Origin of the sequence: Clostridium sp. UBA7503, assembly GCF_002477055.1 — a bacterium.
Classification (GTDB): domain Bacteria; phylum Bacillota; class Clostridia; order Clostridiales; family Clostridiaceae; genus Clostridium_J; species Clostridium_J sulfidigenes.
The window spans coordinates 255510-277576 of sequence record NZ_DLNT01000021.1 but is presented as its reverse complement, the minus strand read 5'-3'; the positions used below and the strand labels follow the sequence as shown (position 1 = coordinate 277576).

General features: G+C 28.6%; 21 protein-coding genes. 12 read left to right on the top strand and 9 right to left on the bottom strand.

Annotated elements, in window-relative coordinates:
• Nucleotides 1-444: 444 nt before the first annotated feature.
• The 7 genes from gyrA to dnaA form a co-directional block, all read right to left on the bottom strand.
• Complete coding sequence (gyrA, locus tag B3630_RS06865; protein WP_346896696.1) at nucleotides 445-3006, bottom strand: DNA gyrase subunit A; 2562 nt, start codon at nucleotides 3004-3006, stop codon at nucleotides 445-447.
• Nucleotides 3007-3036: 30 nt separating this feature from the next.
• Nucleotides 3037-4944 carry a DNA topoisomerase (ATP-hydrolyzing) subunit B gene (gene gyrB, locus B3630_RS06860; protein WP_346896694.1) on the bottom strand — a complete coding sequence of 636 codons (1908 nt, stop codon included), beginning with the start codon at nucleotides 4942-4944 and terminating at the stop codon, nucleotides 3037-3039.
• A gap of 20 nt (nucleotides 4945-4964) precedes the next feature.
• The gene (gene remB, locus B3630_RS06855; protein WP_035135503.1) at nucleotides 4965-5228 is read right to left on the bottom strand and encodes an extracellular matrix regulator RemB; all 264 of its coding nucleotides are present in this window, start codon (nucleotides 5226-5228) and stop codon (nucleotides 4965-4967) included.
• Nucleotides 5229-5248: 20 nt separating this feature from the next.
• Complete coding sequence (gene recF, locus B3630_RS06850) at nucleotides 5249-6343, bottom strand: DNA replication/repair protein RecF (protein ID WP_346896692.1); 1095 nt, start codon at nucleotides 6341-6343, stop codon at nucleotides 5249-5251.
• A 137-nt stretch (nucleotides 6344-6480) separates the two neighbouring features.
• Entirely contained in the window at nucleotides 6481-6687 is a 207-nt protein-coding gene (gene yaaA, locus B3630_RS06845) for a S4 domain-containing protein YaaA (RefSeq protein ID WP_346896690.1), read from the bottom strand.
• Between the two features lie 14 nt (nucleotides 6688-6701).
• Entirely contained in the window at nucleotides 6702-7808 is a 1107-nt protein-coding gene (gene dnaN, locus B3630_RS06840) for a DNA polymerase III subunit beta (RefSeq protein WP_346896688.1), read from the bottom strand.
• 262 nt (nucleotides 7809-8070) lie between these two features.
• The gene (gene dnaA, locus B3630_RS06835; protein ID WP_035135511.1) at nucleotides 8071-9423 is read right to left on the bottom strand and encodes a chromosomal replication initiator protein DnaA; all 1353 of its coding nucleotides are present in this window, start codon (nucleotides 9421-9423) and stop codon (nucleotides 8071-8073) included.
• A 578-nt stretch (nucleotides 9424-10001) separates the two neighbouring features.
• Here dnaA and rpmH point away from each other — a divergent pair.
• The 12 genes from rpmH to B3630_RS06775 all read left to right on the top strand — a co-directional run bounded on the left by rpmH (nucleotide 10002) and on the right by B3630_RS06775 (nucleotide 19775).
• Entirely contained in the window at nucleotides 10002-10136 is a 135-nt protein-coding gene (gene rpmH / locus B3630_RS06830) for a 50S ribosomal protein L34 (protein WP_150844914.1), read from the top strand.
• A gap of 53 nt (nucleotides 10137-10189) precedes the next feature.
• Nucleotides 10190-10549 carry a ribonuclease P protein component gene (rnpA, locus tag B3630_RS06825; RefSeq protein ID WP_346870210.1) on the top strand — a complete coding sequence of 120 codons (360 nt, stop codon included), beginning with the start codon at nucleotides 10190-10192 and terminating at the stop codon, nucleotides 10547-10549.
• Nucleotides 10518-10730, top strand: a complete 213-nt coding sequence (gene yidD, locus B3630_RS06820; RefSeq protein WP_414632068.1) for a membrane protein insertion efficiency factor YidD — start codon at nucleotides 10518-10520, stop codon at nucleotides 10728-10730. The genes rnpA and yidD overlap by 32 nt, the downstream gene beginning before the upstream one ends.
• A 21-nt stretch (nucleotides 10731-10751) precedes the next feature.
• Entirely contained in the window at nucleotides 10752-11411 is a 660-nt protein-coding gene (gene yidC, locus B3630_RS06815) for a membrane protein insertase YidC (protein ID WP_346896686.1), read from the top strand.
• A gap of 38 nt (nucleotides 11412-11449) precedes the next feature.
• Nucleotides 11450-12076 carry an RNA-binding cell elongation regulator Jag/EloR gene (gene jag / locus B3630_RS06810; protein WP_346896684.1) on the top strand — a complete coding sequence of 209 codons (627 nt, stop codon included), beginning with the start codon at nucleotides 11450-11452 and terminating at the stop codon, nucleotides 12074-12076.
• Nucleotides 12077-12175: 99 nt separating this feature from the next.
• The gene (gene mnmE / locus B3630_RS06805) at nucleotides 12176-13552 is read left to right on the top strand and encodes a tRNA uridine-5-carboxymethylaminomethyl(34) synthesis GTPase MnmE (RefSeq protein ID WP_346896682.1); all 1377 of its coding nucleotides are present in this window, start codon (nucleotides 12176-12178) and stop codon (nucleotides 13550-13552) included.
• Between the two features lie 10 nt (nucleotides 13553-13562).
• Nucleotides 13563-15452, top strand: coding sequence for a tRNA uridine-5-carboxymethylaminomethyl(34) synthesis enzyme MnmG (gene mnmG, locus B3630_RS06800; protein WP_346896680.1), 1890 nt, complete (start codon nucleotides 13563-13565; stop codon nucleotides 15450-15452).
• 154 nt (nucleotides 15453-15606) lie between these two features.
• Nucleotides 15607-16326: a 16S rRNA (guanine(527)-N(7))-methyltransferase RsmG gene (rsmG, locus tag B3630_RS06795; RefSeq protein ID WP_346896678.1), complete on the top strand. Its 720-nt coding sequence runs from the start codon at nucleotides 15607-15609 to the stop codon at nucleotides 16324-16326.
• A 104-nt stretch (nucleotides 16327-16430) separates the two neighbouring features.
• Nucleotides 16431-17210 carry a ParB/RepB/Spo0J family partition protein gene (locus B3630_RS06790; RefSeq protein WP_346896676.1) on the top strand — a complete coding sequence of 260 codons (780 nt, stop codon included), beginning with the start codon at nucleotides 16431-16433 and terminating at the stop codon, nucleotides 17208-17210.
• Nucleotides 17211-17594: 384 nt separating this feature from the next.
• The gene (locus tag B3630_RS06785) at nucleotides 17595-18365 is read left to right on the top strand and encodes a ParA family protein (protein WP_035135527.1); all 771 of its coding nucleotides are present in this window, start codon (nucleotides 17595-17597) and stop codon (nucleotides 18363-18365) included.
• Between the two features lies 1 nt (nucleotide 18366).
• A complete protein-coding gene (locus B3630_RS06780; RefSeq protein WP_346896674.1) occupies nucleotides 18367-19230 on the top strand; it encodes a ParB/RepB/Spo0J family partition protein in 864 nt (287 codons plus the stop codon).
• 38 nt (nucleotides 19231-19268) lie between these two features.
• Complete coding sequence (locus B3630_RS06775) at nucleotides 19269-19775, top strand: DUF4446 family protein (RefSeq protein WP_346896672.1); 507 nt, start codon at nucleotides 19269-19271, stop codon at nucleotides 19773-19775.
• 302 nt (nucleotides 19776-20077) lie between these two features.
• Here the strand turns inward: B3630_RS06775 and yyaC are convergent, their stop codons facing one another.
• A complete protein-coding gene (gene yyaC, locus B3630_RS06770) occupies nucleotides 20078-20686 on the bottom strand; it encodes a spore protease YyaC (RefSeq protein ID WP_346896670.1) in 609 nt (202 codons plus the stop codon).
• A 68-nt stretch (nucleotides 20687-20754) separates the two neighbouring features.
• Nucleotides 20755-21909 (bottom strand): aminotransferase class V-fold PLP-dependent enzyme, encoded by a 1155-nt coding sequence (locus tag B3630_RS06765; protein WP_346896668.1) that lies wholly within the window; start codon nucleotides 21907-21909, stop codon nucleotides 20755-20757.
• Nucleotides 21910-22067: the final 158 nt, after the last annotated feature.

The window sequence follows — 22067 nt, the reverse complement described above, 5'->3', positions numbered from 1 at the left end:
TTTAATTTTCAAAGACCATTTAATTTATCGCTTACTATTAACGACTTTTTTAGTTTACTACATAAACTTTATATTGTCAACAACTTTTCAAAAACTTTTAATTTTGATTTGATGTTTAACTGTCATTGTATCGCTCAGCGACAAAACATATCTTATCATGATTATTTAGTAAATTATTTATAATTAAATATCATTAATTAAATTTATAACTATTTTTCTTTAAAATTCATTATTTTCCTTAACTATTCATGTATTGATACACTTGGATATGTGTTTGTATTATTTGAATAGATAATAATATACATATGATATCTTACCTATATTTAAATTAACAATATATATGAATTTACATATTGCAAAACAAAATAAAAGAAAAGGACTTTCTTAAAATAGATAATTCCATTTTAAGAAAATCCTTTTCTATTTGATAATAAATTAATCAATTTACTCTAAAGTCTTATCATTACTTTCTTCAAGTTCATCACTCTCTTCTAAGTCATCACTTTCATCTAAGTTTTCTGATAAGTTATTTTCATTGTCTACAATTCCATCTATAGACATTTGTTTATCCTCATTCTTTTCTTCTTCACTATTATAGTTAATTTTTGCAACAGCTACTATATTTACATCTTCTCCGGTTTTCATAAGAGTAACTCCCATAGCATTTCTACTAGTTGTAGATATATCACTAACGTTAATTCTTATTATTATACCATTACTGTTAATTAACATAATTTCATCTACATCTCTAACTACCCTAGCACTAACCACGTTACCTGTCTTTTCTGATATCTTATAAGTCTTGATTCCTTTTCCACCTCTTCTTTGAAGTGTGTAGTTTTCTATAGCTGTTCGTTTACCAAATCCTTTTTCGCTAATTACAAGAAGTTCTTCGTCTGGTTTTGCTATTATCATTGATACAGCTATATCATCATCTCTTAATGTTATAGCCTTAACCCCTGTAGTAGTTCTTCCCATGTTTCTAACTTCTTTTTCACTAAATCTTATAGAGTATCCATACTTAGTGACAAATAATACTTCATCATCACCTTTAGTTATTCTAACTCCAACAATTTCGTCATCTTCTTTTAAGTTAATAGCATTAAGTCCATTCTTCCTAATGTTTTCAAACTTATCTAATGATGTCTTTTTAACCATTCCTGATTTAGTACCCATTAAGAGATAATTATCACTATCAAAGGTTCTTATAGACATAACTGCTTGTATATTTTCATCTGGATCTAGAGGTAGCATATTAACAATATTGGTTCCCTTAGCAGTTCTGCCACCTTCAGGGATTTCATATCCCTTTAATTTATATACCTTTCCTTTGTTTGTAAAGAATAGTATATTATTTAAAGTTGGTGTTATTAAAATATGCTCTACAAAATCATCTTCCTTAGTAGTAATCCCTTGGATACCTCTTCCACCTCTTTTTTGAGCATTATAGGTATCAGCTGGTAGACGCTTGATATATCCTCCATGGGTTAATGTTATTACTATATCATCATCATCAATTAAATCTTCATCCTCAAAGCTATAAGGATTTTTTTCTATAAGAGTTCTTCTATCATCGCCATACTTTGTCTTTATTTCAACTAATTCATCTTTTATGATGTTAAGTAGAATCTCTTCACTATTAAGTATTGATTGTAGATAAGCTATTGTTTTCATTAATTCATTATACTCATCTTCAATCTTATCTCTCTCCAGACCTGTTAATCTTTGCAATTTTAAATCTAAAATAGCTTGTGCTTGCTTTTCTGAAAGATTAAACTTCTCAATTAATCCATCTTTAGCTTCTTGTGTTGTTTTAGATGCTCTAATTAGAGATATAACTGCATCAATATTATCAAGTGCAATTTTTAATCCTTCAAGTATATGGTCTCTCGCATTAGCTTTATCTAAATCAAAGATAGTCCTTCTTTTTACTACATCCTTTTGATGATTCAAGTAATGAGTTAAAATTTGTTTTAAATTAAGTACTTTAGGTTCATTATTAACCAATGCAATCATGATAACTCCAAAAGTATCTTGCATTTTTGTATGCTTATAAAGTCTATTTAAAACAACATTTGCATTTGCATCTCTTTTTAATTCTATAACAATTCTCATACCATCTCTATCTGATTCATCTCTTAAATCAGATATACCATCTATTTTCTTTTCCTTAACTAGATTTGCTATAGATTCTATAAGGTTTGCTTTGTTAACCATATATGGTATCTCTGAAACTATTATTCTATTTCTACCATTATGTTCTTCTATTTCAGCTTTTGATCTAACTAGAATCCTTCCTCTACCAGTTTCATAAGCACTTCTAATACCACTTCTACCTAAAATTATTCCACCTGTTGGGAAGTCTGGTCCTTTAATCTCAGTCATGAAATCCTCAGTTGTAGCTTCTGAATTATCTATAAGCATGATTACAGCATTTATGACTTCTGTAAGATTGTGTGGTGGTATGTTAGTTGCCATACCAACTGCTATCCCTGAAGATCCATTTACTAGTAGCGTTGGAAATCTTGCTGGTAAAACTACAGGTTCTCTTTCTTCACCATCAAAGTTTGGAGTAAAATCTACAGTTTCTTTGTTAATATCTCGAAGCATTTGACTAGTAATCTTACTCATCTTAGCTTCTGTATATCTCATAGCTGCAGCTCCATCCCCGTCAACGGATCCAAAGTTTCCATGACCATCTACTAGCATATATCTTATTGAAAAATCCTGTGCCATTCTAACTAGTGCATCATATACTGAACTGTCACCATGTGGGTGATATTTACCTAGTACATCTCCAACTATTCTGGCACATTTTCTATAACCTTTTTCGTAAGTCATCCCTAATTCATGCATAGAGTATAAAATTCTTCTATGAACTGGTTTTAATCCATCCCTCACATCGGGTAACGCTCTTCCAACAATAACAATCATAGCGTAGTCTATATAGGATTTTTTCATTTCTTTTTCTATATCTATTGGTATTATTTTATCCATAGTGTCCATATTTACACCTACCTTCACTATAGCATAAAGCTATATATCTAAGTTGCTAACTTTTTTAGCATTCTCTTGTATAAATTCTCTACGTGGCTCTACCTTGTCACCCATTAAAATAGTAAATATCTCATCTGCTGCCATCGCATCTTCAACAGTTAATTGTAATAGAGTTCTATTTGATGGATCCATTGTAGTACTCCATAATTGCTCTGGATTCATCTCTCCAAGACCTTTATATCTTTGAATGTCTGTACTATTGTCTTTTCCACCTAATTCTTCTATTACCATATCTAATTCATTATCACTATATGTGTATTTCTCAAATTTACCCTTTTTAATTTTATAAAGAGGAGGTTGAGCAATAAATACATGCCCATTATCTACTAGCTCTCTCATGTATCTATAGAAGAATGTAAGTAGAAGCGTTCTTATATGTGCTCCATCTACATCAGCATCTGTCATTATTATTATTTTATTATATCTAATCTTAGATACATCAAAATCTTTACCAACTCCAGCTCCAAAAGCTGTTATCATAGATCTTATAGAATCTGATGCCAATATTTTATCAAGTCTTTGCTTTTCTATATTCATTATTTTCCCTCTAAGGGGAAGTATGGCTTGGAATCGCCTATCTCTTCCTTGCTTAGCAGAACCACCCGCAGAATCTCCCTCAACTATATAAATTTCACATTCAGATGGATCTTTAGAAGAACAATCAGCAAGTTTTCCTGGCAAAGTTGTACTCTCAAGCACTGATTTTCTTCTAGTAAGTTCACGCGCCTTTTTAGCTGCTTCCCTAGCTCTAGCTGCATTTAAACCCTTTTCTATAATACTTTTACCTACAGTAGGATTTTCTTCTAAAAATGAACCTACAACATCTCCTACTATCGATTCTACTATTCCTCTTACTTCACTATTACCAAGCTTAGTCTTAGTTTGACCTTCAAACTGAGGATCTGTAAGCTTAACAGATATAACTGCAGTTAACCCTTCTCTAACATCTTCTCCACTTAGATTTTTATCATTTTCTTTTAAAAGTCCAAACTTTTTAGCATAATCATTAAGAACTCTAGTTAATGCTGTCTTAAATCCAACTAAGTGAGTTCCACCTTCAACTGTATCTATATTATTTGCAAAGGAAAATAAATTCTCGTTATATGTGTCATTGTACTGAAATGCTAATTCTACTGAAGTTGTATTTTTTATTCCTTCTATATAGACTGGTTCATTATGAATTTTTCCTTTATTTCTATTTAAGTATTCTACAAAGGATTTTATCCCACCTTCATAATGAAACTTATTTTCTTTCTCATATCTTTCATCTGTAATTTTGATATTTATACCTTTATTCAGAAATGCTAACTCTCTTAACCTTTGAGACAATGTATCATATTCGAATTCAATACTTTCAAATATTTCTTCGTCCGGCATAAAGTGAATTATTGTTCCATGATCATCAGTATTTCCTATTTTATCAAAAGGTGTAACAGTCTTACCTCTTGAAAAACTTTGATACCATATATGTCCATCTCTTTTTACTGTAACTTCGCAAATCTCTGATAATGCATTAACAACAGAAGCTCCAACCCCGTGAAGTCCTCCTGATACCTTGTATCCTCCGCCACCAAATTTTCCACCAGCGTGAAGTACTGTCATTATAACTTCAATTGTAGGTATATGCATTTTGGGGTGTATGCCTACTGGCATTCCTCTTCCATCATCTATTACTGTAACTGAGTTATCTTTATGAATAATAACTTGTATACTTTCACAAAAGCCCGCTAATGCTTCATCTATACTATTATCAACAATCTCATAAACTAAATGGTGTAGGCCTCTGATGCTAGTACTTCCAATATACATTCCAGGCCTTTTTCTAACTGCCTCAAGTCCTTCAAGGACTTGTATCTGATTTTCATCATATTTTTCATTATTAACCATAGCTATCCTCCTAACTTAACCTAAAGTTCACAGTATGACATATTAGTCCTTTTACACAAAGTAGATGATGATATAGGTGACAAATAAATCTTACTCTTCTTGTTTACTTCAGCTATAATAAATGATTTAGGTTTGTCACTAGTTATACGTTCTACAAACCCATCTTCTTCTGCTAACCTTATGAACTGGCTAGTGTCTGGACTATACATAGTAGATTCTATGTCAAAAATACCTATTATATCTTTAATTGGCACAACTATACTTTCTCCTAAGTGTAAAAACATAGTATTTCCCCCTAACTCCATCACATTATTTCTTGTACGCTTCCTTTTTCAACATTGAATATTTTCATGTTATTACCTTTTAAATATTTTTTTATTCCTGTAATTCCTGTACATGTTATTAAGGTTTGAATTCCATTTATAGATCTCAATATATATTCTTGCCTTTTTGTATCTAGTTCAGACAATACGTCATCAAGTAATAACAATGGATATTCTCCTATTAATTCTTTTATTATTCGCAATGATGCAAATTTTATCGTCAGAACAGAAGTTCTTTGCTGACCTTGCGATCCAAATATCTTCACGTCTATATCATTTATAAATATAGAAAAATCATCTCTATGTGGTCCTACAGATGTAATTTTTTTCTCTAGGTCTTTTTTTCTATTACTTTTAAGTAGGTTATATAACTCTTCTTGCAGATTATCAACACCCTTAAGCTGCATTATATAATTAAATTTAATAAACTCACTTCCCTGAGTTATATCGCTGTGAATTTTTTTAGAGAATTCATTTAATTTTTCTATATACTTAATTCTTTGAGCTATTATGTAACTCCCAAATTCAGCTAATTTAATATCATATATGTCTATCATATCTATGTCAGAGCTAAATTTCTTTAATATAATGTTTCTTTCATTTAAAACTTTTTTATATGAAGATAGATAATGATAGTATTTTTTGTCCAGTTTGCAAAGTTCAATATCTAAAAATCGCCTTCTGAATGATGGCGAATTCTTAACAACATCTAAATCTTCTGGCGAAAATATAACTACATTAACAACACCTACCATATCTTGTAACTTAGTTATTTTTATTGAGTTTATATTTATAGCTTTTTTCCCATCTTTAAAAAGTTTTATATTGATTTTTTTATCTAAACGTTCTTTTACCACATAAGCACTAATATAAGCCTCGTTACTGTTCCAATATATAAGTTCTTTGTCTTTATTTGTTCTATGTGATTTTCCAACACTCGAATAGTATAGCGACTCAAGTATATTAGTTTTTCCTTGAGCATTATCACCTTGAAAAACATTAGTTCCATCACATAATTCTAAGGTCACATTTTTATAATTTCTAAAATTTATTAAATTCAAATATCTAACATACATAAAAACACCCACCTAAAATTATATCATAATATACATTCTAAGTGTGAAAATTACTGTAAAAATATAAATATAGCTAAATCTCTTAATTATAATAACTATAAAACTCAAAAGGCTGAAATACTTATCAGCCTAATGTTTTATACAATAATATATTCTTCTTCTTGAAATTTTATTTTATCCCCTCTATATAGCTTTTTTCCTCTTCTTACTTCCACTTCACCATTAACCTTAACATCTTCATTTTGTATATAAAATTTAGCCTCTGACCCTAAGGTAGTAGCTCCAGTAAACTTCAAAAATGAGTCTAGCTTTATAAATTCTGTATCTATTTTTATTTCTACCATATATTTCTCACATCCTAATTATTATTGGCAACTCTTACTGGAAGTAATAAATAAACACTGTTATCGTTATCTTGATTTCTTATTACACAAGGAGAAACCGTAGATGTAAATTCCATAATTATATTTTCATCTTCCATTATTTTAAATACATCAATTAAATATTTAGAGTTAAATGCAATTTTTATCCCCTCTCCTTGCAATATTATTTGAACTTCCTCTCTAGCCTTTCCCAATTGAGAATTCGATGTTACAACTAGGGTATCATCAGAAATATCAAATTTTACAAGATTAGTGTTTCCATCCTTTGCCATAAGTGAAGCTCTTTCTATACAACCTAAAATTTCATTTCTGTTAACCGTAACTTTTAAATTATGCTCCTTAGGAATGATAGATTCATATTTAATAAAATCCCCCTCTAATAATCTAGAGATGACTTTAGTATTTCCAAAATTAAATAATATGTGATTCTTTGTAAATGTAATTTGTACAACATCATCAGTATCTTTAAGAATTTTAGAAACTTCATTAAGTGTTTTTCCTGGTATAACTGATTCCTTATTAGATTTACAATCCATGGATTCACTCTTTAAGGCTACTCTAAATCCATCTAATGCAACCATATTTAGTTTATTTTCTTTAACTTGAAGTAATATCCCTGTCAATATAGGTCTTGTATCATCTTGAGCAATAGCAAAAATAGTTGATTTTATCATGTTTTTTAAAGTTTTTTGAGATACAGATAGCACCACATCTTCTTCTATGCTCGGTACCGTTGGATATTCTCTTGGATTTAAGTATACTAATTGAACATTAGATTTTTGGCACTTTAGTTCTACCTCATTACTATTGATTTCAGTTATTTCAACTATATCATTAGGTAGTTTCCTTATAATCTCGCCAAATATTTTAGAGTCAAGAACCACTTCACCTTCTTCTATAATATTTGCTGGTATTTTTGTTTCTATGCTAACTTCTATATCAGATCCAATTAAGGTTAGTAATCCATCTTTTGCAGAGAGATAAATACCTTGAAGTATAGGCAATGTTGATTTACCTGTAATAGCTTTTTGAACATCTGAAATTGCTTCTTGTAATAAGCTTTTTTCTATTAAGAATTTCATATAAAAATCCTCCTCCTTATACACATATAAAATTACTATAAATAGCTTAGATAATTAAATAATATTTAGTAGTAGTAGTAGTAGGGGCTGTTGATTTGTTGATAAGTACTTCTAGGCTAATGATATCAACAATTTCTGTGTAAAATAAATTGTGGATAAACTAATTTTGAAATTAAGTAGTTATCCACAGTATTAAGAATATATTTTTTTTGAAAAGTAATCCACAATAAATCTTTTAATTATTAATAACAAATGTTATTAATTACTTCTGATTAATTCTTTTACTTAATTCAGCTATAGCTGATTGAAGGCTTTCATCTTTCTTTAGGTTCTGAGAAATTTTTTCATATGCATGAATTACTGTAGTATGATCTCTACCGCCAAATTCTTCACCTATCTTGGGAAGAGAAGTATCTGTAAGCTTTCTTGAAAGGTACATAGCAATTTGTCTTGGAAAAGCAACATTTCTAGTTCTTCTTGCAGATTTGAAGTCATCTACCTTTAAGTTATAGTAACTAGAAACTATATCTTGAATTAACTCAATAGTAACTTGCCTTGAATTCCTGTTTGATATTATATCTTTTAGAGCTTCAGATGCTAAATCTACACTTATATCTTTATTTGTTAAAGAAGAATAGGCAACTATTCTTATAAGAGCACCCTCTAGTTCTCTTATGTTAGACTTAATTTGTGTAGCTATATATACCATAACTTCATTAGGAATATTTAAATTTTCTACATCAGCCTTCTTTTTTAGTATAGCAATTCTAGTTTCAAAGTCAGGCGGTTGTATATCAGCTATAAGTCCCCATTCAAATCTAGATCTTAACCTGTCTTCTAATGTAGGAATTTCCTTAGGAGGTCTATCACTTGATAGTATTATTTGTTTATTAGCATCATGCAGAGCATTAAAGGTATGAAAGAACTCTTCTTGAGTAGATTCCTTACCTGCTATAAATTGAATATCGTCAATAAGAAGTACATCTACATTTCTGTATTTATTCCTAAATTCAACATTTTTATCATCTTTGATAGAATTAATAAGCTCATTTGTAAATTTTTCTGATGAAACATAAACCACTTTAGACTTTGAATTAACTGTCTGTATGTAACTCCCAATAGCATGCATTAAGTGTGTTTTTCCAAGTCCAACTCCTCCATAAATAAATAGTGGGTTATAAGCCTTAGCTGGAGACTCTGCTACAGCTAAAGAAGCTGCATGAGCAAACCTATTACTATTTCCTATGACGAAAGAATCAAAGGTATATTTAGGATTCAGGATTGCTGACATTTCATCATTTACAATTAAATTATGTTTATTATTTGTATGCTTAGAGGTTGATGTATCCAAATCAGAAGCTTCCTCAGAGCTTATAACAAAGTTTATTGAATATGATTTATTGCATGCTGCTTGAATAGAATTTTTTATTAGGTCTTTATACCTATTCTCTAGGATATCCTTAGTGAAGTCATTACGAACACCAAGAGTTATAGTTGAATCAGTCATTTTTAGTGGGTCAATACTTTTTATCCAAGTATTAAAACTTACTTCGGTCAGTTCAGCTTTAAGTATTTCTAAGGCTTTTTCCCAAATTTCATTTACATAGGTGTTCATTTTATATCCTCCTCTTAAAATAGTTATATCTATAAGTTAATAATAGAAAAGAGATAAAAATCCACAAGAGTATCAACAGAATAATAGATACATATAAAGTTGTTTACCATTGTCAAAATTTTTATTCACATGTTTATAATTTGTGTTTTAATAAATAGTAAATTATACTTACTAACAATATATAATTATAAGTTATACACAGGCAAAAGTGTTGAAAAACATTAAAATTTCATGTAAAAACACAAAAAAAAGAGAAAAAATAAGAGTTATTCACAGAATAATCAACAGATTGTGTATAACTTGTTCGAAAAATAACTTATCAACATCCATACATAATGATATCAAAAGATTGCATGCTATTCAATAAGTTATCCACAAAAAAAATAGTTTTGTGGAATTTTTATTAACAAGGGTGTTTAAAAACACAAAAAAATGACATATTAATAATGTTAAAAAATGTTCTAAATAGTTATCTTGACATAAGAGATACTTACATTTATAATCTAATAGTGAAACTTATAAAGTAGTGATAATTTAATTACTATAAATGACATATAAGATGAAGGGGGTGCAAGCACATGTTCATGACTTACCAACCTAAAAAAAGACACAGAAAGAAAGAGCATGGATTCAGAAAAAGAATGAGTACTGCTTCTGGAAGAAATGTTCTTAAGAGAAGAAGACAAAAAGGAAGAAAAAAATTGACAGCATAAGGGCCGCTAATGTGGCCTTTTTCTGTAATTAAGAAAGAGAGCAACATAGAACTATGAAAGAAGAAAGGCTAAGAAAAAATCCTGAGTTTAGATTAGTATATAGAAGAGGGAAATCTTTATCTACATCTTTATTGGTATTATACGTATTCAAAAACAATAAAGGAATTAATAGGGTAGGAATATCTGTAAGTAAAAAAGTAGGAAAGAGTGTAGTTCGTAGCAGAGTAAAGAGACTTATAAGTGAAAGTGTTAGATTAAATAAACAAGGATTAAAGCAGGGGCATGATCTAGTCTTTGTTGCAAGAAGTGCTTCAAAGGATAAGAGTTATAAAGAAATTGAAAACTCGGTTAAATATTTATTTAAGAAATCAGGGCTTAATAATGTTGAAAAAAATATTACTATTAGTAATTAAATGTTATAGAAAATATATATCTCCTATGAAAGCGCCATGTTGCATATTTGAACCAAGCTGTTCCTTATATGCAATTCAAGCTATCGAAAAATATGGCGCAATCAAAGGAGGTTTTATGGCTATTAAGAGAATTTTACGGTGTCATCCTTATCATAAGGGAGGATATGATCCTGTTAAATAGAAAGTATTAGGAGGGGTTAATTTGAATTACTTATCTGGTATATTTGTAGAAGTATTTGAATCGGTTCATAAATTTGTTCAGTTAATTACAACAAATCCAGACATATCATTCGGTATTGCAATAATAATATTTACATTGATTGCAAGAATATGTTTATTACCATTATCGCTAAAACAAACTAAATCTACGGCTAAAATGAGTGCAATTCAGCCTGAAATTAAAAAGGTTCAAGAAAAGTATAAAAACGATCCTCAAAGACAACAGACTGAAATAATGAAAGTATATAAAGAAAATAATGTGTCCATGTTTGGTGGATGTTTACCAATGCTTATTCAGTTTCCAATTATGATAGCATTGTTTTATGTGTTTAAATCAATAGATTATCAAGGAGCTGGATTTTTATGGATGCCAGATTTAGCGCAAAAAGATCCAACAATGATATTACCAATAGTTTCAGGTTTAACAACATATTTTTCTAGTAAGGCTATGCAACCTGCTACTGGAGATGCAGCTAAGCAAACTAATATGATGAATATTGGTATGTCAATTTTCTTTGGATTTATGTCATTACAATTTCCTGGAGCATTAGTACTTTACTGGACAGTAGGAAACTTAATCCAAATGGCACAATCTTTAATATTAAATAAAATTTATAAAAAGCCTAGTACTAAATCGGCATAATAAAATCATTTTATTATTGGAAGGGCGGTATCTAAAGCATGAAAAGTATTGAAATAATTGGTAGGACTGCTGAAGAAGCTATACAGAATGCCTTAAAAGAATTAAATGTTACAGAAGAAAAAGTTACTATAGAAGTATTAGAAGAAGGTAGTAAAGGATTTTTAAATATAATAGGGGTTAAGCCAGCAAAAGTTAAGGTGAGACTAAAGAGAGATTATATAGGTGATGCTAAAAAGTTTTTAAGAGAGATTCTTAATGCTATGAATGTAAAAGCTGAGATTCATATAAAAGAAGAAAATAATGAAATAAATATTAATTTAGTAGGGCATAATATGGGAGTATTAATAGGGTATAGAGGAGAAACTTTAGACTCTCTTCAATACTTACTGAGCTTAGTAGTTAATAAGAATCATGATGAAACATACAAGAGAGTAATTCTTGATACTGTTAATTATAGACAAAACAGACAGGAAACACTTAAAAAATTGGCACTTAAAATGGGAGATAAGGTAAGAATTAATGGAAAGACTTTAAAATTAGAACCTATGAACCCATATGAAAGAAGAGTTATTCATTCAACTTTGCAAAACAATGCATATGTAACTACCCATAGTGAGGGTGATGAGCCTTATAGAAGAGTAGTTATTGAATTAAAGAAAGCCTAGCGGCTTTCTTTTTATATTTTCAAGTAGTGTGATACAATAGTGATTTGTGGATACAATTTATATTAAGTTATGTTGTAATATAAAAAAGGAGGGACTAACATGAAGGATTTTGATACAATAGGTGCTATATCAACAAGTATAGGAGAAGGAGGCATTGCCATTGTAAGAATTTCTGGAGACAGTGCTAAAGATATTGTTGAGAAAATATTTCAAGCTAAAAATGGTCAATCAATTAAAGATATGAAAAGTTATACCATGAAATATGGGTATATAATAGATGAAAATAATAATCACATTGATGAGGTTATAGTTTCTTTTATGAAGGGACCTAGAAGTTTTACATCAGAGGATACTATAGAAATAAATTGTCATGGTGGGGTAGTTGCTACAAACAAGGTTTTAGAACAGGTTATAAAGCAAGGGGTTAGGATTGCTGAACCAGGAGAATTTACTAAAAGAGCTTTTTTAAATGGGAGAATAGATTTATCGCAGGCTGAAGCTGTGATTGATATAATTAATGCTAAAACTGATTTAAGTATGAAGTCAGCATTAATGCAAAGTGAAGGATTAATTTCCAAGGAAATCCGAGGATTAAGAGAAAAGTTATTATCAACAATTGCACATATAGAGGCTACTGTAGATTATCCAGAAGATGATTTAGAAGAAGTAACATCTGAAATGGCCATAAGGGATTTAGATATAATAAAAAAAGAAGTAAAAGAGTTTATAGAAACTGCTGAAGAAGGAAAAATATTAAGAGAAGGATTAAGTACCGTAATTGTAGGTAAGCCTAATGTAGGAAAATCATCGCTTTTAAATGCATTAACTAAAGAAAATAGAGCTATAGTTACAGATATACCTGGCACTACAAGAGATGTTATAGAGGAATATATAAATATTTCTGGAATTCCAATAAAGATTATTGATACTGCAGGAATAAGAGAAACAGATGATGTAGTAGAGAAAATAGGTGTAGAAAGATCAAGAGCTAAAATTAATGATGCGGATTTAATTATTCTTATATTAGATTCTAGCAATGAGTTAACTGAGGAAGATAAGGAAATTATTAATCATATAAGTAATAAAAAATATATGATATTATTAAACAAAAGTGATTTAGATAGCAAAATTACTCAAAAGGATTTAGAAAATATTAATTGTACCAATATATATAGTATTTCAGCTAAAACAGGTAAAGGTATAGATGAGGTTAGGACAGCTATTAAAGATATGTTCTTCAAAGGAGAAATTAGTACTAACAATGTTATAATAACTAATACAAGGCATAAAGAAGCTCTTTTAAGAGCTTATGAATGCATTGAGAGTGCTATAAATACTTTAAATTATACTTTTGCTATTGACCTTGCATCTATTGATATTAGAAATGCTTGGACATTTTTAGGTGAGATTACAGGAGATTCATTAGAAGAAAATATTATAGATAAAATATTTAAAGATTTTTGTCTAGGTAAATAGAGGTGAAATAATGAAATACTTAGCAGGAGATTATGATGTAGTTGTAGTAGGAGCTGGTCATGCTGGTTGTGAGGCCGCTTTAGCTACGGCTAGAATGGGATTAAAAACTTTAATGTGTACACTTAATCTTGATAGTTTAGCGCTTATGCCATGCAACCCTAATATTGGGGGTACCGCAAAGGGTCATTTAGTTAGAGAGGTTGATGCATTAGGTGGAGAGATGGGAAGAAATATAGATGATACTTACATTCAGTCTAGAATGCTTAACATATCTAAAGGTCCAGCAGTTCATTCACTTAGAGCTCAAGCAGATAAAAAGAGATACTCTGAAAGAATGAAACATGTGATAGAAACAGAGCCTAATTTAGATTTAAAACAACTTGAGGTTGTAAGTATTGATGCACCAAACAACGTAGTTAAAGGTATTCTAACTAAGTATGGAGCTTACTTTAATTGTAAATCAGTTATTTTAACAAGCGGTACTTATTTGAAATCGCAGGTAATAATAGGTGAAGTAGTGGTAAATGAAGGACCTAGTGGATTATTTCCGGCTAATGAGTTATCTAAATCATTAATAGATTTAGGGATTACATTAAGAAGGTTTAAGACAGGAACACCAGCAAGAATTAATGCTAGATCAGTAGATTTTTCTAAAATGGAAGAGCAAAAGGGTGATAAAGATATAGTTCCATTTTCATTTATGAGTGGAAATATACAAAGATCACAGGTATCTTGTTATCTAACTTATACCAATAGTAAAACCCATGATGTAATATTAAAAAATATAGATAGATCACCACTTTATAATGGATCGATAAAAAGTACAGGACCAAGATATTGTCCATCCATTGAAGATAAAGTAATGAGATTTAGAGATAAAGAAAGACATCAATTGTTTATAGAGCCAGAAGGAGAAAGTACTGAAGAAATGTATGTTCAAGGAATGAGTAGTTCTCTTCCGGAAGATGTACAATTAGAGTTTTTAAGAACAATAGAAGGACTTGAAAATGTAGAGGTAATGAGAACTGGATATGCAATAGAATATGATTGCATAGATCCTACACAATTGAAATTATCATTAGAGTTTAAGAATATAGATGGATTATTTTCAGCAGGACAGGTAAATGGAAGTTCTGGTTATGAAGAAGCAGCAGGGCAAGGAATTCTTGCAGGAATAAATGCATCTCTTAAAATTAAAGGAAAGGAGCCTTTAATTTTAAAAAGATCTGATGCTTATATAGGAGTTTTAGTAGATGATTTAGTTACAAAAGGAACCAATGAACCTTATAGAATGATGACTTCAAGGTCTGAATATAGACTTTTACTAAGACAAGATAATGCTGATTTAAGATTAACGGAAATTGGTTATCAAGTTGGGTTAGTTAAAGGTGAAAGATATAAGGAATTCATTAAGAAAAAAGAAGATATAGATGCAGAAATAAAAAGATTGAAAAATCTTCAAATAACGGGTAAAAAAGAAGTAAATGAATTTTTATTAAAAATGGGTTCTGCAGAACTTAAAAAACCAACTTCATTATATGAATTAATTAAACGTTCAGAATTAGATTATTATAATATTAAGGACCTAGATCCGGAAAGAAAAGAACTTAGTAGACAAGTTACGGAGCAAGTTAATATAGTATCTAAATATGAAGGCTATATAATAAAACAATTAGAACAAATTAGTCAATTTACTAAATATGAAAATAAATTTATACCAGAAGATTTAGACTATACTAAAATTAAAGGATTAAGGACAGAGGCTATTCAAAAATTAGATTCAATAAAACCAGTAAATATAGGTCAAGCATCTAGAATTTCTGGAGTATCTCCAGCAGATATAAATGTTCTATTAATATTTCTTGAGCAAAGAAGAAGAAGTTTAAAAATATACAATTAATATATACAATATTTAAGAATAAAAGAAATAAGTATTTATTAATACCTACTAATTATTTAGGTTTATAATTAGTAGGTATTAGTTTAAAATAGAAATATATACATAAAAGTTTATTAAAACATATAAAAATTAATTAATTATACGGAGGATTAAAATGGAGTATTTTGATATATTGAAAGAAGCTTGTGAGAATGAAGGATTAATCTTTGATGAAACAATGTATAATAACTTTATTCAATATAAGGCATTAATTAAAGAGTGGAATGAAAAAATTAATTTAACAGCAATAACAGAAGATGAGGAAATTATAAAAAAGCACTTTATTGATTCTATTAAAATATTTGAATATCCATATGTAAGAAAAGCTAAGAAAATTATAGATATAGGAACAGGAGGAGGATTTCCAGGAATTCCTATGAAAATAGTAAAGTCCGAGTCTTCTATGGTGCTTTTAGATTCTTTAAATAAAAGAATAAATTTTTTAAATGAAGTTATTGATAAATTAGAGTTAAAAGATATAAAAACCATTCATGGTAGAGCAGAGGACTTTGCACAAAAGGCAGAGTACAGAGAAGAATTCGATTTAGCTGTATCTAGAGCTGTTGCAAATTTAACGGTTTTATTAGAGCTGTGTTTACCATTCGTAAAGGTTGGTGGATATTTTGTAGCATTAAAAGGACCAGCTATAGAAGATGAAATAAAAGATTCTAAAGTAGCACTTAAAGTATTAGGTGGGCATATTCAAGAAATAATAGAGGTTAATATTGCAGGTAGCGATCTTAAACATAATTTGTTAGTTATAAAAAAGATTAAAGATACACCTAAAAAGTATCCAAGAAAAGCTGGAACAGCAAATAAAAATCCTATAAAATAAATTTCTAGAAATATTTATATTAATTGTTAAATATAAAGAGGAATTTTGAGATTAATATAGAATTTTAATTAAAGATAAGGAATTTCACAAAAGGATGGTATAAAATGGAAAATACTATTAATTATATAGCGGTTGATTCAATAAGTCCTAACCTTTATCAGCCAAGAAAAGTATTTGATGAAGAATCAATACAAGAGCTTGCACAATCAATAAAGGTTTATGGAATAATTCAACCTTTATCAGTTAGGAAAATAGATGAGAATAATTATGAGCTAATCGCAGGTGAAAGAAGATTAAGAGCAGCTAAAGAAGCTGGATTATCAAAAGTCCCAGCTATAATAGCTAATATTAATGATAAGGATTCTGCTGCGATTGCATTATTAGAAAATTTACAAAGAGAAGATTTAAATTTCTATGAAGAAGCGTTAGCATATCATAATTTAATTAAAGTACATTCTTACACTCAGGAGCAATTATCTGAAGTTATAGGTAAGAAACAATCTACAATAGCAAATAAGCTTAGAATTTTAAAGTTAGATGAAAAAATAATTAGTACAATAATCGACAATAAATTGACAGAGAGACATGCTAGAGCATTATTAAAAATACCAACTAATGAGTTGCGTAATGAAGTATTAGAAATTGTAATAAAAAATGGGCTAAATGTAAAAAAAACAGAAGAACTTATAGATAGGGAATTACTTAAATTAGCTCATACTGAAGTTGCATCAGATGGTAAAAAGAGAATAAAAGGATCATTTAGTCCAGCTATATATATTAACACTGTAAAGCAAGTTTTTGATAAATATGGGGTAGAAGCTAAATATAGATCCAAGGAATTAGATGATAGTATACAAGTTACTATAACAATAAAAAAGAAATAATACTTTTATAAAAGACTACAAAATGTTTCACGTGAAACATTTTGTAGTCTTTTATTGAACAATTAATTTTACATAATCAAAGTTAGTTTAAATAGATAAAATTTCAATAAATATATGAATTAAAGTATTTATATAAAAATTGCACAATAAATTTATACAATATTATTATTAATAGTATCTAAAATAGTAAATTTATCTAAATATGTTGAAAAAAAAATAAATACTTATTAATTTATGTAATAATTACTTTAAATAAAATCTGTATCAATATATAATATAAATACATAAGTAAATTAATTTATAATGATTAAAATTATTAGTAATATAAAGTTTCTAATATAAAGTAATTTAAAACTAAATCTACTATAGATAAGGGGGGAGAATATGAAGGTAATATGTATTTTCAATCAAAAAGGGGGAGTTGGAAAAACAACTACTAATATAAATTTATGTTCGTACTTAGCTATGAATGGATATAAAGTTCTGTCTATAGACATAGATCCTCAAGGAAATACAACTAGTGGTATAGGATTAGATAAAAGAAAAATACATTGTTCTATGTATGACGTTTTAACAAGTAATGTTTCATTAAAAGAAATTATCAAAAAAAGTGAAATAGTAGATAATTTCTATATTGCACCTTCAACTATGACTCTAGCAGCAGCTGAAGTTGAAGTTATAAGTCAGGATCAAAGAGAAAAAGTTTTAAAAAATAAAATTGATGAAATAAAAGATGACTATGACTATATATTTATAGACTGTCCACCATCGTTAGGTGTATTAACTATTAATGCGTTAACGGCATCTGACTCAGTTTTAATACCAATCCAATGTGAGTTTTATGCTCTTGAAGGTGTAGGACAATTGATGAGCACTATACAATTAATTAAGAGATATTTAAATACTGGTCTTGAAATTGAAGGTGTAATCATGAGTATGTATGATAGTAGAACTAGATTATGTAATGAAGTAGTTGAAGAAATTAAAAAGTACTTTAATGATAAGGTATATGATACTTTCATACCAAGAAATGTTAAATTAGCAGAGTCACCTAGTTTTGGACTTCCTATCATGCTATATGATGATAAATGTAAGGGATCAGAAGCATTTGAAGCTTTAACGGAGGAGTTTATTAGTAGACAAGGAGGAAAATAGCATGAAGAAAGCAGGAGTTTTAGGAAAAGGATTATCTTCATTAATTCCTGAAAATGACTTTCAGGACAGTAATAATGAACAGGTTATAAGTATAGACATAAATTTAATTAAGCCTAATAAGGATCAGCCGCGAAAGCATTTCGATAATGAAAAGTTAATAGAATTAGCGAATTCTATTAAGGAACATGGTATAATACAACCTATTGTAGTAAGAAAAGAAAATCAGTTTTATTTAATAATTGCAGGTGAACGTAGATGGAGAGCAGCAAAATTATTAAATTTAAAAGAAGTACCAATAATTATTAAGGAATTGTCTGATGTAGAGGTTGTGCAAATTTCTTTAATAGAAAATATAATTAGGGAAGATTTAAATCCTATAGAGGAAGCTACAGCATATAATAAGTTATTAAATGATTTTAATTTGACTCAAGAAGAAATAAGTAAACGGGTTTCAAAATCTAGAAGTGCTATTGCCAATTCATTAAGATTACTAAATCTTGATGAAAGAATACAGGGGTATTTAATTGAAGGTGTTTTATCAGAAGGACATGGGAGAGCAATATTAGCATTAGAAAATAAAGAAGATCAATATGTAGTTGCCCAGAAAGTTATTGATGAAAACCTAAATGTTAGACAAACTGAATTTCTAGTTAGAAATTATTATAAAGATGAAAATAATAAGTATAAAAAAATAAATAATAAATCAGAAAATGATATATATTACAAAGACATAAGAACAAAATTAGAAAATCATTTTAATACAAAAGTATGTATAAGTAATAATTCTAAAAATAAAGGAAAAATAGAAATAGAATATTATTCTCCAGAAGATTTACAAAGAATAATAGAAATTTTGAATATATAATGTTTCACGTGAAACATTTTTAGAGAGGATGAATGCTTTTGGAACAAATTATAGAGTTTCTCAATGAATATAATGTATTTATAACTATAGGGTTAATAATATTAGTATTCATATTAATCATTATTTTAATAATATCATTAGTATCAACAAGTAAGATGAAAGACAAATATAGAAAAATTATGAAGGGGACTAATAATAAAAATTTAGAAGAATTATTAGTAAGCTCATTAGATAAAATTGACAATATGGAAGAAATAACAAATGAAGTTAAAGATATGTGTAATAAAACATCTAATAAAGTTTTATCTTGTGTTCAAAAGGTTGCAATGCAAAGATATAAAGCTTTTGAGGATATTGGAAGTGATTTAAGCTACTCCATTGCTCTGTTAGATGGAAGAAATAACGGTGTAATAATAACTAGTATTTATTCAAGAAATGAAAGTATTACATATGCAAAACCTATTGATGATGGTATATCTAGATATGATTTATCGCAGGAAGAAAACAATGTTCTGCATCAAGCTATCAATACTAATAAGGAATAAATGTAACAAAATAGATGAGCTATATTAATATAGCTCATCTATTTTGTTACATTTATATTTAGTATTAAGTATAGGATATTGTGGTAATTGGATATAAAAAATAAAGTGACAAGATTATAACTTATGTTTTTTAAATTTATATAAAGTAATGCAAATAAGAATAATTCATTTTAGGTAGAACAATTAATTAAATCGAAGTGTAAAATAAAGTTTAGCATAAAATGAAGTATTTATATATTAAACAAGTAAGAAGAGATAATAAATGTTTCACGTGAAACATTTATTATCTCTTCTTACTTGTTTTAGTCTGCATCTAAAACTTTAGGAATATATTTATTGTTAACCTTGGAGGAAGATTTACGTCCACCTATAGTTTTTATTATAGAATGGTATATCCCTGAGGAGATTACTTCAGCTAATTTCATTACAATATATAATCGAGTATTTTGAAGTACCATAAATTCTAAAGAGCCAGATATATTAACAACTCCAACAATACTTAAATCACCAACAGAAGGTAAATTTTTATTTAGAGCAGCTCCAGGATACAGAGGTTTAGATTCAATTATAACTTTACCTACATTTTGAAGACCTCCAAGAGAAGCATCTATAGCTATTATATATGGATCATTATGACTCTTAAGTATTAAATCATTGGTTTCAGAAATGTTTTTTGCATGCACAGGGTTTTCTAGACTTCCATAGATAAACACCGTATCTCTAACTAAAAATTTGAGTTTATAACCTACAAGTGGACCTAAACTATCACCTGTAGATCTGTCTGTACCTATGCATAAAATAACAATATCTCTATTATCTTTAATTACTTTTGTTAGTTCTGCTGAAAGAATTTCTCTTATGTCATATATAGAATTATCAGATAAAGCATCGAAAATAACTTTTTCAACCATGAGTAACACCCTCCTATGTTAGAAAGTATTACCATATAGATAAATTTAATACATCTATTATTAATTGATTACAATTTTTTAATAGAAGAATTTATACTACACAAGATATAATCTACATCTTTATCATCGTTAAAATATCCAAAACTAAAACGTAAAGTTCCATTAGGATATGTTCCAATAGTTTTATGAGCTAATGGAGCACAATGGAGACCAGTTCTAGTTATAATATTATATTCAGAGTCAAGAATAAATCCAAGTTCGCTGTTATCAATTTTAGAAGAGTTTACAGATATAGTTGAAGTTCTATTTTCAGTATTCAGATGTCCATAAACTTTCATTGTAGAGATATTTAATATACCATCAATGAACTTTTGTGTTAGATAATCTTCATGATCTTTAATTGTAGACAATCCTTCGCTTTCGATAAAGGTTATTCCAGATAGAAGACCTGCAATACCAGGTGCATTAATAGTACCACTTTCAAATTTATCAGGTAAGAAGTTGGGTTGAATTATGTCTGAGGAAACACTTCCTGTACCACCAACAATTAATGAAGAACAAATATCATTCATTTCATCATCTATGATAAAGCCACCTATACCTTGAGGACCTAATAAACTTTTATGTCCAGTAAAGGCTAAAGCATTGCAGTTTAATTTTTTAAAGTTTAAATCAAGAACCCCAGCTGTTTGAGCAGTATCTATGATGAAAAATATATTACTTCGCTTGCAAATTTGTCCAATTTTTTCTAGAGGTTGAATAGTACCAATTATATTAGAACTATGAGAAAGGGTCACAAGTTTAGTATTATGCTTGATTTTACTTTGAAAATCATCAATATTAATTTCACCTAATTTATTACATTGAATTATGTCTAATTCAATTACTCCTTTAGATTTTAATTCATTTAATGTTCTAAGAGTACTGTTATGATCCATAGAAGATGTTATAACATGCCATCCAGGTTTAACTATACCTTTAATTAAAATATTTAAGGACATAGTAATATTAGATGTAAATATTACATTTTTAGTATTAGGAAAATTAAAAAAATCACATAAAGCATTTCTACATTGGAATATAACTTTATTTCCTTTTAGAGATGAAGTAGATGCGCCTCTTCCAGGATTACCGCCTATATTTCTCATATAATTTAGTATATCATTATAAACACAATCTGGTTTAGGAAAAGATGTAGCTGCATTATCTGCATAAATTTGCATAGTATTACCTCCTAGGTTGAATTTATCATATTTAGATATATAATAGGTAAAATTTATATATTATAAATTTAGATATGACATATTGTATAGATTTGATATAATTAGTATGTTAATAAAGGTTGTATTATAGTAAGTTGTTATAACACAATAATACAACA

Bases quoted from the DNA above. Each gene is read 5' to 3' on its own strand.
- gyrA (WP_346896696.1), bottom strand. From the start codon at position 3,006: ATGGACACTATGGATAAAATAATACCAATAGATATAGAAAAAGAAATG.
- gyrB (WP_346896694.1), bottom strand. From the start codon at position 4,944: ATGGTTAATAATGAAAAATATGATGAAAATCAGATACAAGTCCTTGAA.
- remB (WP_035135503.1), bottom strand. From the start codon at position 5,228: ATGTTTTTACACTTAGGAGAAAGTATAGTTGTGCCAATTAAAGATATA.
- recF (WP_346896692.1), bottom strand. From the start codon at position 6,343: ATGTATGTTAGATATTTGAATTTAATAAATTTTAGAAATTATAAAAAT.
- yaaA (WP_346896690.1), bottom strand. From the start codon at position 6,687: ATGGTAGAAATAAAAATAGATACAGAATTTATAAAGCTAGACTCATTT.
- dnaN (WP_346896688.1), bottom strand. From the start codon at position 7,808: ATGAAATTCTTAATAGAAAAAAGCTTATTACAAGAAGCAATTTCAGAT.
- dnaA (WP_035135511.1), bottom strand. From the start codon at position 9,423: ATGAACACCTATGTAAATGAAATTTGGGAAAAAGCCTTAGAAATACTT.
- rpmH (WP_150844914.1), top strand. From the start codon at position 10,002: ATGTTCATGACTTACCAACCTAAAAAAAGACACAGAAAGAAAGAGCAT.
- rnpA (WP_346870210.1), top strand. From the start codon at position 10,190: ATGAAAGAAGAAAGGCTAAGAAAAAATCCTGAGTTTAGATTAGTATAT.
- yidD (WP_414632068.1), top strand. From the start codon at position 10,518: ATGTTGAAAAAAATATTACTATTAGTAATTAAATGTTATAGAAAATAT.
- jag (WP_346896684.1), top strand. From the start codon at position 11,450: ATGAAAAGTATTGAAATAATTGGTAGGACTGCTGAAGAAGCTATACAG.
- mnmE (WP_346896682.1), top strand. From the start codon at position 12,176: ATGAAGGATTTTGATACAATAGGTGCTATATCAACAAGTATAGGAGAA.
- mnmG (WP_346896680.1), top strand. From the start codon at position 13,563: ATGAAATACTTAGCAGGAGATTATGATGTAGTTGTAGTAGGAGCTGGT.
- rsmG (WP_346896678.1), top strand. From the start codon at position 15,607: ATGGAGTATTTTGATATATTGAAAGAAGCTTGTGAGAATGAAGGATTA.
- B3630_RS06790 (WP_346896676.1), top strand. From the start codon at position 16,431: ATGGAAAATACTATTAATTATATAGCGGTTGATTCAATAAGTCCTAAC.
- B3630_RS06785 (WP_035135527.1), top strand. From the start codon at position 17,595: ATGAAGGTAATATGTATTTTCAATCAAAAAGGGGGAGTTGGAAAAACA.
- B3630_RS06780 (WP_346896674.1), top strand. From the start codon at position 18,367: ATGAAGAAAGCAGGAGTTTTAGGAAAAGGATTATCTTCATTAATTCCT.
- yyaC (WP_346896670.1), bottom strand. From the start codon at position 20,686: ATGGTTGAAAAAGTTATTTTCGATGCTTTATCTGATAATTCTATATAT.
- B3630_RS06765 (WP_346896668.1), bottom strand. From the start codon at position 21,909: ATGCAAATTTATGCAGATAATGCAGCTACATCTTTTCCTAAACCAGAT.